Annotated in this window: 11 protein-coding genes; 7 read left to right on the forward strand and 4 right to left on the reverse strand. The window is 42.8% G+C overall.

Annotation, left to right across the window (positions count from 1 at the left end; genetic code table 11):
- Positions 1 to 2: 2 nt before the first annotated feature.
- Together K1X76_09565 and K1X76_09570 are read left to right on the forward strand one after the other, a co-directional pair.
- Positions 3 to 131 (forward strand): methylenetetrahydrofolate reductase, encoded by a 129-nt coding sequence (locus tag K1X76_09565; GenBank protein MBX7149320.1) that lies wholly within the window; start codon positions 3 to 5, stop codon positions 129 to 131.
- Positions 132 to 339: 208 nt separating this feature from the next.
- A complete protein-coding gene (locus K1X76_09570; GenBank protein ID MBX7149321.1) occupies positions 340 to 1,794 on the forward strand; it encodes a right-handed parallel beta-helix repeat-containing protein in 1,455 nt (484 codons plus the stop codon).
- A gap of 29 nt (positions 1,795 to 1,823) precedes the next feature.
- Here the strand turns inward: K1X76_09570 and K1X76_09575 are convergent, their stop codons facing one another.
- A complete protein-coding gene (locus K1X76_09575) occupies positions 1,824 to 2,612 on the reverse strand; it encodes a hypothetical protein (protein ID MBX7149322.1) in 789 nt (262 codons plus the stop codon).
- Positions 2,613 to 2,739: 127 nt separating this feature from the next.
- Between K1X76_09575 and K1X76_09580 the strand changes: the two genes are divergently transcribed.
- Complete coding sequence (locus K1X76_09580) at positions 2,740 to 3,006, forward strand: hypothetical protein (GenBank protein MBX7149323.1); 267 nt, start codon at positions 2,740 to 2,742, stop codon at positions 3,004 to 3,006.
- 74 nt (positions 3,007 to 3,080) lie between these two features.
- Here the strand turns inward: K1X76_09580 and K1X76_09585 are convergent, their stop codons facing one another.
- Positions 3,081 to 5,513: a 3-hydroxyacyl-CoA dehydrogenase/enoyl-CoA hydratase family protein gene (locus tag K1X76_09585; GenBank protein MBX7149324.1), complete on the reverse strand. Its 2,433-nt coding sequence runs from the start codon at positions 5,511 to 5,513 to the stop codon at positions 3,081 to 3,083.
- A gap of 121 nt (positions 5,514 to 5,634) precedes the next feature.
- A complete protein-coding gene (locus K1X76_09590; GenBank protein MBX7149325.1) occupies positions 5,635 to 6,795 on the reverse strand; it encodes a thiolase family protein in 1,161 nt (386 codons plus the stop codon).
- Between the two features lie 328 nt (positions 6,796 to 7,123).
- Between K1X76_09590 and K1X76_09595 the strand changes: the two genes are divergently transcribed.
- The 3 genes from K1X76_09595 (at position 7,124) to K1X76_09605 (ending at position 9,545) form a co-directional block, all read left to right on the forward strand.
- Positions 7,124 to 7,549: an endonuclease domain-containing protein gene (locus tag K1X76_09595; protein ID MBX7149326.1), complete on the forward strand. Its 426-nt coding sequence runs from the start codon at positions 7,124 to 7,126 to the stop codon at positions 7,547 to 7,549.
- A gap of 72 nt (positions 7,550 to 7,621) precedes the next feature.
- Complete coding sequence (locus tag K1X76_09600; GenBank protein ID MBX7149327.1) at positions 7,622 to 8,869, forward strand: AAA family ATPase; 1,248 nt, start codon at positions 7,622 to 7,624, stop codon at positions 8,867 to 8,869.
- 19 nt (positions 8,870 to 8,888) lie between these two features.
- Positions 8,889 to 9,545, forward strand: a complete 657-nt coding sequence (locus tag K1X76_09605; protein MBX7149328.1) for a hypothetical protein — start codon at positions 8,889 to 8,891, stop codon at positions 9,543 to 9,545.
- Here the strand turns inward: K1X76_09605 and mfd are convergent, their stop codons facing one another.
- On the reverse strand, positions 9,546 to 13,028 hold the full coding sequence (gene mfd, locus K1X76_09610; GenBank protein MBX7149329.1) for a transcription-repair coupling factor: 3,483 nt from the start codon (positions 13,026 to 13,028) through the stop codon (positions 9,546 to 9,548). It abuts the gene before it with no gap.
- A 102-nt stretch (positions 13,029 to 13,130) separates the two neighbouring features.
- Here mfd and K1X76_09615 point away from each other — a divergent pair, with 102 nt between their 5' ends.
- Positions 13,131 to 14,423, forward strand: a complete 1,293-nt coding sequence (locus tag K1X76_09615) for a hypothetical protein (protein ID MBX7149330.1) — start codon at positions 13,131 to 13,133, stop codon at positions 14,421 to 14,423.
- The last annotated feature ends 117 nt before the right edge of the window (positions 14,424 to 14,540 follow it).

A 14,540-nucleotide genomic window follows, 5' to 3' on the forward strand; every position in this document is an offset into this window, starting at 1 on the left:
AAATGCGTGAAGTAGGTGTAGAACATGCGCTCCATCAATGCCGCGAATTAAAAGCGTACGGTGTCCCTGGGATTCATTTTTATATGCTCAATAAATCTTATTCGGTAAAAAAGATTTTAAAAAACAAATAAATTATTTTTACCTGCTTATATTCAAACCACTATTTCTTCTCATTTTGAAAAGCACCCCGCCAATAAGTGGGTATAATATTACCCATAAAATAGAGATAATAGAATTAATTAAAGTAATTTCATATACTTATAATATATAAAAAATAACCAAAATGGCATCATTATTGCTTTCCCTCTTGGCATAGGGAAAGATTAAAGGAGCAATGCTATGAAGATTCGTTTTACGATAGTAACAGCGTTTTTTGTTATCACATCATTTTTTACCACAGTGGCACAAGCTGCAACCTGGTATGCAAGCCCTACGGGTTCGGCACAGGCAAGCGGTACATCGGATGCAGATCCTACCGATTTGGTTACCGCCATCTCTACTCTTGCCCAAGATGGAGATACCCTTCAATTAGCTTCTGGTACTTATCTTTTATCTGATAGCATTCGCATTAACCGAGCTGTTCATATTATAGGTGCAGGACGCGGACAAAGCATCTTAAACGGCAGTGGACTTGCCCCTATAGAAACAGGACTTTTGGTAACAGCCACCGGCGGAGAATTTGAAATTGAAGAAATTACCTTTGATGGTTTTTCAACCTCCACAGGAATAAACTGTAACCCCAATACCCAATGTAACATTCACGATATGGAATTTTTAGGAGATCAACATACGGCTATTGCCTCCAATGCCTTAAGCCTTACGGTACAAAACAGCCTATTTGAAAATCTTGCAAATGCTCTTTCTATTACCACCAATACTGCCAATGCCACTATTACTATCAGCAACAATACTTTTAATACTATTTCCAGCTCGGGCGTGCGCATTTTATCGGAAAATGGAATCCATGGTACAGTAACCGCCAACAATTTTACAAACGCCAGTGAAGCTGTTCATGTATGGAGCCGGTCGCAAGCTCCAGGTGGTGATATTAAAATTACAGAAAACACCATAAATGGCGGCGCTTATGGTTTTAAACTATTTGGCCATTCATATTACATGAGCGATTTTAATAATGTAAGTTTTGAAAATAATACCATTGAGAATGCAACAAATAGTGTACATCTTCATTACGTAGATGGTTTTAAGTTGGAAAAAAATATACTCAAAAATGCCCGTTATAAAAATATTGTGATGCAAGATACCAAAAACCTGCTCATTAGCAAAAACCGAATTGAGGGCGCCGGTGAAAGCGGTATTGATGCGGGCACTAACTGCACCGACATCACTATTATCAACAATGTTATCCTTAAAAACATGTACGGCATCACTATGTGGGGGAGCTCCTCAGGAAAAATTGGTTACAATACCTTTATCAATTCTAATAACTCCACAATAAGAGTGTATTCCGACCTAAGTGTCATGATAGCCAATAATATTATTTATGGAACCCAAAGTGGCAATGGTTTGTGGACAACTTCAGCTGCTACCGAAGTTTGCTTTAACGATTTTTACGACAATGCAGGCGGTGATTTATCTGGTCCTTATACCGATATGGGGCATAATTTGTTTGTAGCCCCACAGTTTAAAAATATGGATAACCCCCAGTTAAAAGTTACCAGTCCTCTTATTAATGCCGGGGGATATTATTTTATTGAAACCGATTACTTAGACCAGAGACGTTTTTCCAAAAAGGCACGCCAGGTAACAGATATTGGAGCCTTTGAGTACAAATAGTTTATGGCCAAAATTATTGAGGCGTTAAATTATCTTTTAAAATAAGGTTCATCTTTATTTAAAAGTAAAAATTGAGGCTCCGATTTTGGGTAGAGATCTAGGTTTTTATCTTTTAACTCAAATCCTTTTTTGGATTCAAATTGATTCATCGATTTTTCTAACGTCACTTCCAGCTTTTCAATATCAATCTTTGTAAAGGAACTAAGGTTTAATCCTTGATGACCCAAGGTAAAAAAGAACATGAGATTAAAATAGCCCTCACATTTGTGCTCTTTGTAAAAACATACCGTAATACCAGAGGTCAGCGCGTTATTTTTGACCGCCTCAATAAACATTTTTTTGTTTAATGCACTCACATGGGTATCTAGGCGTAATTCTGATACTCTGGCGTTATTGTGCTTGGCATAGCCAAATACACATTGAAGAAGGGCGGGTTTTTTTTCTGAGTATCGGTTGTGACTGCTTTTCAAATATAAATAAGGGATATCGATTGTGTTTGAAGTGGGTTTTACTGTGTACTGTTTAAAAATATTTTCTATGCTTAATGCGAAAGCAAAATCGAAGTCGTACAAAGCGTAATCGCTTATCTCTATATAAAGTTGATCGTTATTTATTTTATATTCTAATGTTAAAGCTTGTGGGTATTTTTCCCATAAAGCTTTTATATCGTTAAAAAGTTTTTTTGGGTTTTTTGCCAATACATGTGCTGTAAGAGCAGGAGGAATATTGGCATGTCCCAATACGGCAGGTTTAAATTGAAAATACTCAAACTGGTAGTGTGCGGGAGGGAGTTCGTCCCAATAGAGGCCTAAAAGCATATCTATACCCTTAACATAAAAAATACGAGGGTGTCTTGTAAGTTGTTAGTAACAATTTGTAATCAAAAATTTATTAAACTGTGTTAAAAAAACTTGATTGAGCAGGTAAGTTGTTTAAAATGCATGCATGAAAAAAATAATCCTTTCTCTTTTATTGAGTGTATCACTTTTGGTGGCATGTAATGGCGATAAAAAGCGTTTTTTAAACCAGGCTAAAGATAATATGTGTAAGGTAAATAGTATGCTTGCTTCTCCCGAAGCTACAGCCGACCCCGCTACCCAAGAAGAAATCCGCCGCCTTCAGCGTGAAATTGATATGTTTCAAGAATTATCAGGCGCTTCCAAAGAAGATTTTGCGGAAGAGTTGGGTGAGTTAACTAAGGATTGTTTGTAAAGTATTTCTACATGATAACAAAAAAGGCGTCTCTTGTGGAGACGCCTTTTTATTTCATCTTTATAAGTAAGCTTTTAGTTTCTTAATGGCTTACCCGTCATGAGGAGAGCCTGCATGCGGGCTTGGGATTTTTCTTCGCCGCACAATTGCAGGAACGCTTCACGTTCTAAATCTAACAATTGCTGTTCGCTCACATAACCCTGGTTGGGCATGTTGCCGCCGCAGAGTACGTGACCCAATTTGCGGGCAATGAGGGCATCGTGTTCACTGATCATGTTCAGTAAACGGAAACCACCGATGGCACTTTCAATAGCCATTTTGCCGCCCATGCCGGGGAGATAAATATCTTCACGGTAGGGGATGGCTGTAAAGTTTTTAGCCATATCCAAAACGTCTTGTTTGGCATCATGCAAGAGAGCATCACGCGAGAGAGTGATTTTGTCTCCACGGGTTAAATAGTTATAACCAATGGCTTCTTTGCAGCTCATGCTCACTTTTGCAAAAGCTACGGTTTGGAAAGTATCCTGAACTTTAGGGAAAGGACCGCCGTCTGATAAACCAGCCCAGCCCTTGGCACCTTTAGCTTTACGGGCGGCTTCAATGTTTAAGAGCACGCGCATGTTACCAGCACCGCCGGGGATTAAGCCTGCACCAACTTCTACCAAGCCCATATAGAGTTCGCCGTACACGCGGGCACGGTGACAAGCCATCACTACTTCGGCACCACCACCAAGGGTAAGGCCAAAAGGAGCGGCTACAATGGGTTTAGAAAAATGACGCATGCGTTGGGTGACATCCTGAAAGCCTTTTACCAAGGCTTCAATGTTGGCCCAGTTTTTCTGTTGGCTTTCCAGCCACAAGAGCATGAGGTTAGCGCCGGCCGAGAAGTTCTGGCCGTCGTTACTCACTACCATGCCTTTATAGTTGTTATCTTTTTCAAGTAAATCCAAACCTTCGGAGAGCATTTGACCAATATCGTTATCGATCGCGTTCATTTTGGTGTGGAATTCTACGCACAACACGCCATCACCCAAATCTAACAAGGAAGCGCCGGTATTCGATTTTAATTCACGCTTTTCATCCTTTAATTTTTGGATGGTGATCTTGTTGGCTTTAGTGGGGATAGCTTTGTAGCTATTGGACACCGCATCAAAATATAAATGTTTTCCGTTTTCGTGCTTATAGAAAACGCCATCACCTTTTTCGAGTACGGCTTTAACAATAGCCGGTAAAGTACCGCCTTCTTTAACGATGCGGTCGGCGGTTTCTTTTACGCCCAAAATATCCCAGGTTTCAAACGGACCTACATCCCAGTTAAAACCCCATTTCATGGCGTTATCAATATTCACCACGTCATCGGCAATTTCGGGAATACGGTTAGCAGCATACACAAGCGTGTTGCGTGTCATTACCCAGGCAAATTCGCCGGCTACGTCTGTAGCTTTTACCATGGTGCGGATACGTTCGGGCAATTCTTCGATGTTTTTAATAGCACCCAAAGAATCGTAACGTACTTTTTCTTGCGCCTTGTATTCTAAAGTTTTGAGATCGAGCGATAATACTTCTTTAGAACCATCGGCTTTACGTTCCGATTTATAAAACCCTTGCTTGGTTTTATTACCCAACATTTTCTTTTCAACCATTTGGGTTAAAACGGCAGGCAATTTAAATACATCGCGTTGTTCGTCGCTTGTGCACAAGTCGTACGTATTTTGGCTTACGTGGAGGAGGGTATCTAAACCCACCATATCGGCGGTGCGGTAAGCGGCTGTTTTAGGACGGCCTAAAGGCTGACCTACAATTTTATCAACGGCTTCTACACTTAAACCACGTTCTATAGTTTCTTTTAAGCCAGCCATCCAGGCGTATACGCCAATGCGGTTAGCCACAAAGTTGGGGCTATCTTTGGCGTACACAACGCCTTTGCCGAGTTTATTTTCCAAAAAGTCGGCCATGAATTTTACGGTTTCTGGGTTGGTGTTTTCGTTAGAAACAATTTCTACCAACTTCATGTAGCGAACAGGGTTAAAGAAGTGGGTGATGATAAAGTTTTTAACAAATTCCTTCGATCTGCCTTCGCTCATGGCTTTTAAGGGGATACCCGAGGTATTGGAGGCAATGATGGTGCCAGGCTTCATGTGCTTTTCGATATTGGCAAAAACTTTTTGCTTAATATCCAAACGTTCTACCACAACTTCTACCACCCAATCACATTCGGCAATTTTAGAAATATCATCTTCCAAATTTCCGGGGGTAATGAGTTTGGCATCGCTTTTACTATAGATGAGAGCGGGCTTAGAATTAACCACGGTTTCGGCAATAGATTTGGTGGCTATTTTATTGCGGAAGGCCTTGTCGGTTTCATTTAAACCGGCTTTGGCATCTTCGTCTGTAAATTTGGGAACAATATCGAGTAAGAGGGAAGGAATACCTGCGTTGGCTAAGTGGGCAGCAATACCGGCACCCATTACGCCAGAACCAATGACGGCTACTTTTTTGATTTCCATAAAAACTCCTTTTTTAATTAACCTCCGGGCGGGTAACCCCCTCCCGTCCTCCCCCTTAATTTAAGTGGGAGGGGCTAAGAACGTACCCTCCCTTAAATTAAGGGAGGGACAGGGTGGGTTACTAATTCAATCTTTCAATGATGGTAGCAAGACCCTGTCCACCGCCAATACACATCGACTCAAGGCCGAAGGTTTTGTTGTAACCGATAAGATCGGCTACTAAGGTAGACATGATGCGGGCACCGGTGCATCCTAAAGGATGGCCTAAAGCAATGGCGCCACCTTTGGGGTTGATGCGAGGATCGTTAAAATCAAGTCCCAGCATTTTAGCAACACTCATGGTTTGCACGGCAAAGGCTTCGTTAAATTCAAAAATGTCGATGTCTTTTAAAGAGAGGCCAGCACGTTTTAAAGCTTTGGGTACGGCATAAGCAGGGCCTTCGCCCATCACTTCGGGGCCGCAACCGGCAACAGCCATCGATTTAATTTTGGCCAAGGGTTTAATGCCCAATTCTTTAGCTTTATCGGCACTCATCAATACAACAGCAGCAGCACCGTCTGTTAAAGGTGACGAGTTACCAGCAGTAACCGATCCACCTTCTTTAAAAGCGGGCTTTAATTGACCTAATTTTTCAAGGTCGGGCTGACGTGGGCCTTCATCAATATTGGTGGTGGTTGTGGTGCCATCCTGTTTGGTGATGGTTACAGGAACGATTTCGGTAAAGAGACCTTCCTTCATGGCTTTTAAAGCTTTAATGTGCGAGTTAAAAGCGTATTGATCTTGTTCTTTGCGACCAATTCCATGTTTAGCAGCCAAATTTTCGGCGGTGATACCCATGGAGATGTAAGCCTGGGGAGCGCCGTCTTTCATCAATTTAGGATTTAAAGAAGGATTGAAACCACCCATAGGAACGTGGGTCATTGATTCGGCACCGGCAGCAACAATCACATCACCGTTTCCAGCCATGATGTTAAGTGCTGCGGTGTTGATGGCTTCAAGCGAGCTGGCACAGAAACGGTTTACGGTAACGGCGCCAACGGAGAGAGGGAGGTCGGCCAGGAAGCTCACGTTACGAGCCAAGTTCATGCCTTGTTCGCCTTCGGGCATGGCGCAACCGAGAACTAAATCTTCAATGAGTTTGGGGTCCAAGTTTTTAACCTGGGCTACGGCCTTTTTTACCACTTCACCGGCTAAATCGTCGATGCGGGTCCAAACATACTGACCCTTAATGGCACGGCCCATGGGGGAACGAACAGCTGATACAATAACTACGTCACGCATAAAGACTCCTTAATAAGGTTAAAACTGGTTGTTGGTTACGCACATAAAATGAATGGTCATTCATTTTGAGTAAGGCATAGTCCTCCAAAAGGCTTTAGTCAAGTGGGAAGAGTGAGTTTTGACCTTTCTAATCTTAAGGATAGCAGCAGGTCCCCCTCCCTTAGATTAAGGGAGGGGAAAGGGGGTGGGTTACTCTTTTATTTTGAGTTGTTTTTTCTTGCGTAGTGAACGGGTTGCCACGTAATTTTTAAGAGTAACCCCCTCCCGTCCTCCCCCTTACTCTAAGGGGGAGGGGCGTGGGTTTTAAGCAAGGGGTAACAAGAATTTTATGTTTTTTTATAACAATTTAAAGATGAAACAAAGGCGTCGAGCTTTAAGAAAAAGCATGACCATCCATGAAAGAATCTTATGGTCTAAGCTAAAGAATGGTCAAATTGAGCGCTTAAGATTTTTCAGGCAATATAGTGTAGGTGCTTATGTTTTGGATTTTTACTGTCCTAAATTGCGCTTATGTGTGGAACTGGATGGGTCACAGCATTTGCAAGAAGACAATATTAAGTACGATCAGGCTAGGACTGATTATTTAAATTCACGTTGCATTCGAGTGATGAGATTTTTTAATAGTGATGTGAATATTAATCTTGATGGAATCCTGGAAGAAATTTATCAGATGATGAAGAGTAACCCCCTCCCGGGAGAGGTAACCCACCCCTTTCCCCTCCCTCCTCGAAGTGGCCCCTGTGGGGTAATCTAAGGGAGGGGGACGTCTCTAGTTCCTCCCACTTAAATTAAGGGGGAGGTCAGGAGGGGGTTACTCTTAAGTATTATGAATGACACTCCCACACTCACCCCCTGTCAGGAGAAAGCTCTCGAGCTCTTGCGTTCGCCCGACAATATCTTCCTTACTGGCTGTGCCGGAAGCGGGAAATCGTATCTTATCCGCGAATATTTAAAAGAAATGCCCTCTAAAGTTTTTCCTACATTGGCATCCACCGGGGCTGCGGCAGTGCTTGTGGGAGGGCGTACCTTTCATAGCTTTTTTGGGCTAGGTATTATGGAAGGAGGGCTTGAGGCCACCATTAAACGGGCTGTTGAAAATAAACAGGTAAAAAAGAGATTACGTGAGATTAATGGATTTATTTTAGATGAAGTGTCGATGATTCCATCGGCGGCTTTAGAAGCAGCCGAGCACATTGCGCGCAAGGTGAGGATGAAGAGTATGGCGTGGGGCGGTATTCGGGTGATTGCTGTTGGCGATTTCTGCCAGCTGGCACCGGTGAATCGCTTTGGTAGTACACCCGACTGGGCTTTTTTAAGTGAGGTGTGGGAAAGAACCGATTTTAAACCGGCGGTGCTCAATACCATGGTAAGGACAAAAGACAAAAAATTTCTGGAAGTCCTCAATTATTTACGTTGTGGCGTGGTGAATGATACTGTGGCTCATTTTTTAGATAATCATATTCCCGATGATTATATAGAAAGCACCAAAACGCATCTTTTTGGACGTCGTGATCAAACCGATAATTATAATTTAAAACGCTTAAACGAAGTGGATGGCAAGCTCCATACTTTTGAAACGGTTTATAAAGGCGAGAGTCGTTTTTTTGATAATTTAAAACAAAATGCTCCTGTTGCCGAAAAATTACTTTTAAAAGTTGGAGCGCTGGTGATGATGCGCATTAATGATCCCGAGCAACGTTTTGTGAATGGATCGACGGGTGAGGTAATAGAGATTTTTCAGGAGCGACTCATCATCAGGCTTAAGCGCGGCCGCACCATTGAAGTAGAGCCCTTTGCTTTTAGCATGCTCAATGCCGAAGGCGAGGAAGTAGCCTCAGCCACTAATTTTCCCGTTAATCTTGCTTACGCAACCACCATTCATAAATCACAGGGGGCCACGCTGGATGAAGTGGCGGTGGATCTCAAAAATCTTTGGGAAGCGGGGCAGGCCTATGTGGCGCTCAGTCGTTTACGCGAAAGTCGTGGGCTTACTTTATTGGGGTGGCATCCTAAATCCATTAAGGCCGATCCTCACGTGCTTGATTTTCATGAAAAGATTGGTTTTGTGAATTAGTTTTGTGTATAACAAAAGAATGAAAAAAATATTTTTTACTTTCTTACTCCTTGTTTCAACTTCAAGCTTTGCCTCTCCTGGAAATCCCGATAGCTTTTGTCGTAACGGGACATTTCCGCAGGAAAATAATTTTCAAATGGCTACTATCAAAGGAGCTGCAGGTACAAAAATAAATTTTATTGGTGATGATGATGGTTGCCCTTCGGTAAACCCCACCTGCGGTAAAAAGGCCTATCTTATTCCCGGTGATAAGGTGCTCGTGTCGCGTGCTTATCAAGGTTACATGTGCGCTTGGTACACACCGGCCAATCCAAAAGCATCCGAAACTGTAGGGTGGTTGCCGCAAGCGTCTCTCGAAATTATTCCTGTAAAGCCTGCTACGGCTCAAACTTTTATGGGTACCTGGAAATACGCTTTAAATCATCTGGATGTTAAAACGGATGCCTCCACCGGTGGGCTTGTGATTGACGGCGAAGGTTTTTGGAAAGGGTTGGGGGATAATATTCATAATGGTTATTTGGCCGGTAAATTTGTAACTCAAGGTAATGCTTTTACTGTGCCCGAGCTTGAGGAATGCCAAGTAAAAGGTTTTATTGTAGAAAATTATTTAGTAGTGGCCGATAACAACCAGTGTGGTGGGGCAAATGTAAGTTTTACGGGGGTGTATAGAAAATAATTATTTGCTGTGTTGCTGCATTTCTTCCAAATGCTTTTTAATTTTTTCCATCATGTTGGCTTCGCTTAATTGTTTGTCAAACACAATAAATTTTCCATCAGGCATAATTTTATAAAGCGACATATTACTTTTCATCTTGTTTAAAAAGTAATCGGTAGGTACCCGGCAGGTAGCGTCAATACTGAAAACTAAGCGATTAGGCTGAAGGGTGATAGAAAGAATTCTTATTTTTTTACAAATGAGTTTTATGCGAATAAGTTCGATTAAATTTTCTGTTTCCTGTGGCAGCTTGCCTAAACGATCCATCCATTCATCGCGTATGCTTAAACATTCCTCATCATTTTTGGCACTTGAGAGTTGCTTGTAGAGCAGAAGGCGCATCTGTGTATCGGGAACTAAACTTTCAGGAATTAAAGCCGACACAGGGAGTTTAATTTCGGGCTCAATGCTTTCTTCAAAAGTCTGGCCTTGGAGGTACATGACCGCTTCTTCCAAAAGCTTTACGTACATGTCATAGCCTACGCTTGCAATATGGCCCGATTGTTCGGAACCTAAAATATTACCTGCGCCGCGTATTTCTAAATCGTGCGTGGCAATTTTAAACCCACTGCCTAAGTCGGTAAATTTTTGAATTACTCTTAAACGCTTTTTGGCGGCTTCGGTAATCAGCGTGTCGTGTGGGATGATAAGATAACAATAAGCGCGTTGGTGGGAGCGGCCCACGCGGCCTCTCAGTTGATAAAGTTGGGCCAGTCCCATGTGATCGGCTCTATTAATGATGATGGTGTTGGCATTGGGTATATCTAATCCGGATTCTACAATAGTGGTGCACAGCAGAACCTGAAATTTCCCCGACATAAAACCCAGCATCACGTCTTCTAACTGATTTTCTTCCATTTGGCCATGGCCTACGCCAATGCTAATGCCGGGAATGAGTTTTTCGAGGCGTTCTTTCATCCCTAAAATAGTTTGCACGCGATTATGAACAAAATACACCTGGCCGCCACGTTTAATTTCGCGCTCGATGGCTTCTTTAATAGTTCCATCATCAAAATTAGTGAGATAAGTGTTTACCGATAAACGGTCCGCCGGCGGAGTATTAATGATAGATAAATCGCGAATTCCCACCAGAGCAAAATTGAGCGTGCGGGGGATGGGGGTGGCCGTCAGGGTTAAAACATCCACCAAATTTTTTAACTTTTTCATCTTCTCTTTGTGAGCCACTCCAAAGCGATGTTCTTCGTCGATGACGAGGAGTCCTAAATCACGAAATTCGATATCTTTAGAAAGTAGACGATGCGTAGCGACGACAATATCCACTTCGCCCTTTTTTAAATTCTCGATAATTTTCTTTTGCTCGGCATCGGTTTGAAAGCGGGAGAGAAGACCCAGTTTAACGGGATATTTTTCGAGTCTCTTTTTTAAGGTTTCATAATGCTGAAAGGCTAAAACAGTGGTGGGTACTAAAACGGCTACCTGTTTGTGATCGAGTATGCATTTAAAAGCCGCTCTAATTGCTACTTCGGTTTTGCCATAGCCCACATCGCCGCACACCAGGCGGTCCATGGGTTTGGGTGTTTCCATGTCGCCCAAAACATCTATAATGGCACGTTCCTGATCGGGTGTTTCATCAAAAGGGAAGGTGGCTTCAAATTCTTCGTACAAATCATTCTTGGGGGTAAACGCATAACCCACTTCGCTTTGACGGCGAGCTTGGATTTCTAATAACTCTTTCGCCAAGCGTCGCGTGGCACTTTTTACTTTTTCGCGTATCTTTTTCCAGCTGGTGCCGCCCATTTTATCGAGCGTGGGGATAGATCCTTCTTGCGCTGCAAAGCGGCTGATGCGGCCAATTTGATCGACGGGCACGTAGAGTTTATCGCCGCCCTGATACTCTAAAATTAAAAAATCGTTGCCAACGTTATTAATCGATAAATGCGTGAGTCCGCGATAAATGCCTACGCCGTGGAGTTCGTGCACCACAAAATCGCCTTCGGTTAAATCGTAAAACGAATTAAAGGCATCACCTTTGGCTTTAGGAGGGGCTTTGCGCGTTTTTTTGCCAAAAATTTCCTGATCGGTAATCCACCATTGCTGTTTCTCTGGCCATAAAAAGCCTTCGGTTAAACTTCCTTCCATGAGTACAATCGACGGATAGGGTTCTTTTTGCGCCTCCTGAATCACGCGTTTAATTTCGTCCGTGTTTTGGGCAACGGTGAGAGGGAGATTGTAACGGCCCAACAGATCATGCAGGCGTTCTCGTTGAGAAAGACTGGATGCCACAATGTAAATACCCAAACCACTTTCTTTTTTATCGGCCAGTTCATTAGCCAAGGGCTTAAGCGAGTCTTCTTTAATCATCATCCCGCCCAAAATATTTTTGAGCGTAGTGTTGTCTTCTGTTTTTAAATCAATTGTATCGTTACGACCAGTAATCCCAAAACGCACATGGCTGTAATAGTGAAGAGCCTCTTTCCAGGCAGGCTCGTCTAAAAATATTTCTCTGGGTTCGATAATTTTCTCAAGGCTGGCTGATTCCTCGCGTGATTTAAAAAGTTTCTTTTCTTCTTCGTGAATCAAAACCGTTTCATTTTCGGGATCCAAGCTGATAACAAGAGTATCCGGATGTAAATAATCAAAAAAACTTTCGGTTTTAGAATAAAAGAGGGGTAAAAAGCTTTCGATGCCGTTAAAATAAATTTTATTATTGAGCGATTCGGCCACCACATCGCGCATGGGTTTGGGGATATCCAGGGCATCCGCCCGTTCTTTTAATGTTAAGGCCCAGCCTTCTTTTAATTCGCTCAAAAGCGTTTCGCGCGCCGGTAGAATAATCGCCTCATTCAAATGGGAGCTTGTTTTCTGGCTCACCGGATCAAACAAACGAATCGATTCAATCGTGTCGCCAAAAAATTCAATGCGCAGCGGTAGAGGATGAGCTGGTGAAAAAATATCAATGAGTCCACCGCGCACCGAAAAATTGCCTCTGTCCGTCACCAGTGGTGTGCGTTGATAGGCTAAATCTACTAATTGTTCGGCTAACTCATCAAACAGATAATCATGTCCTTTTTCCAAGTGAATGGTTTTTTTCTTAAGCTTCTCCAGTGGCATTGTTTTGCGCAGCAGGGCTGGCAGAGGAGCAATGACAATTTGCGGAGTAGAAGCCGTTGATAGTTCCCACAAAATTTTAATCCGTTCCATCACGGTATCGGGATGAGGCGAGAGCGAATAGTAGGGAAAAACATCGAGCGATGGAAAGAGCGAAACGGGAATTTTTTGCGTGAGAAAAAACTCGATATTATCTTTGGCAACAAGCGCGTCTTTAAAATGGCTGGTGACAATCAGAATTGGTCTTTTAGTGAGGCTGGCCCATTGGGCTATCTGATGATGGGGAGAACTGCCAAAGGCCCCTGTGATAGAACTTGTATCGCCTGGTTTTAAGCTTAAAATTCTCTCCAGATTATCAAGACTTAGGGCGGACATGCAGGGGGTTTTAATGGAAGAAAGAGGGCTAAGCAACGGATTTTTTAGGTAGATATCTTTTAATAAGATGGTAAAATCTTGAAATAGAAAAGGTTTTTTTAAATGTCCCAAACGCCCATCCAGTTTGATCCCAATAACGCAGTGCCGGTTAACGACACGCAAACGCCGGATGCTACCCAAACCCAAACATCTCAACCCCAAAAGCAGGCTGTTCCTGTAAAAGCCGATGTTTTTGATGCGCTTCGTTTACAGCAAAAAGCTCTCCAAACGGCACAAACACCCGATCAGATGGGGCATAAAATGGGGCAGGAACGCTTGCCACAAAATCAGCCTAAGCCTCAGCGTCCTTTAGCTGAGCCCGAACACTACCGCGCTGTATTAGCCGAAAGAGTTCTTGATCAAAAAAATTTGAGGGATACCCCCACGCGTCGCCATTTGGAGCAAAGAGGCTATGGAGAGGGCAAGCAGGCGTCTTCCTTAAATCAATCTCAAATAGTGCAATTATTTAAGCAGCGTTCCGGTGTAGAAAATCGCGAGGCGTTTCAGCGTGTGTTACGGCAAGAAATTAAAGAGCATAGGGAACAAAAAAGCCACGCGCAAAAAGGGGAGGGTAAAAAACTTTTTGAATCGAGCATTAGTGAAAGTTCGCATTTGGTAAAGCGGCTGGTGCATGGTGATGGAGAAAGTGAATTTGAAGCTATTCTTAAAAAACTGAATCAGGGCGAAACTCCGGTGGGTGATTTGCCCAACGGAAAAGAAGCGGCTTACGCTAAAAAAGATGGCAAAAACTGGCTCGCTTTTTACAGCAATTTAAAAAACATGGGGCAAACCGAAGAAGCGGCTACACTTAATTTGGCCGAATTTGAAAAGGCTACTTTTAGAGGGCTCATGGAAGCTCTTTCTGGCAGCGGTCAGGCTTTGGTGTCCGATTTAGTGTATACCGATAACGGGCGACTGATTACCGAAAAATTTGTGCGCATCCTTATTGAAAATCCGGAGCTGGCTGTGTTGTTGCAAACGATGGATCCGGGTGACCCGCTCACCAAAGAAATTTTTTTAAAACTGGGAGAAGAGCTCCAGTTTTTACGTTTAGTACATAATCCCGAAGTAATGACAGATATTGCGCGTGAGAAAGCGCGTGAAGCGGCCATGCAAACTTTAAGAAGCCCTGTGAGTGCCGAAGCACAAAAAAACTTGGAGCGCAGGTTGTGGGAAAAGCGTCGTGGCGCAGGAGGTTTGTTGGATGGGGCTCTAGATTTGCCCGATTACTACCCCCCGTTTAAAAAAGAAGAGGGTCGCAAGGCAGGAGCTTTTAATAAATATGTTCTTTTTTCCTATGTGGTGGCCGGCCTTCTTATTACTCTAATTCTCTACGTTATTGTCCGCTATTTTTAATTCTTTTAGTCCTCCTGTGGATAACTTTAAATTATTTTTTAAAAAATAATGCTCGCATAGACCAAAAAGAGTGAATAAACGTTGAAGTGTTCTCCTTGTATAGTATATAGTGTTGAC

It is taken from the genome of bacterium (assembly GCA_019695305.1).
Taxonomy (GTDB): Bacteria; UBA10199; UBA10199; order UBA10199; family JAIBAG01; genus JAIBAG01.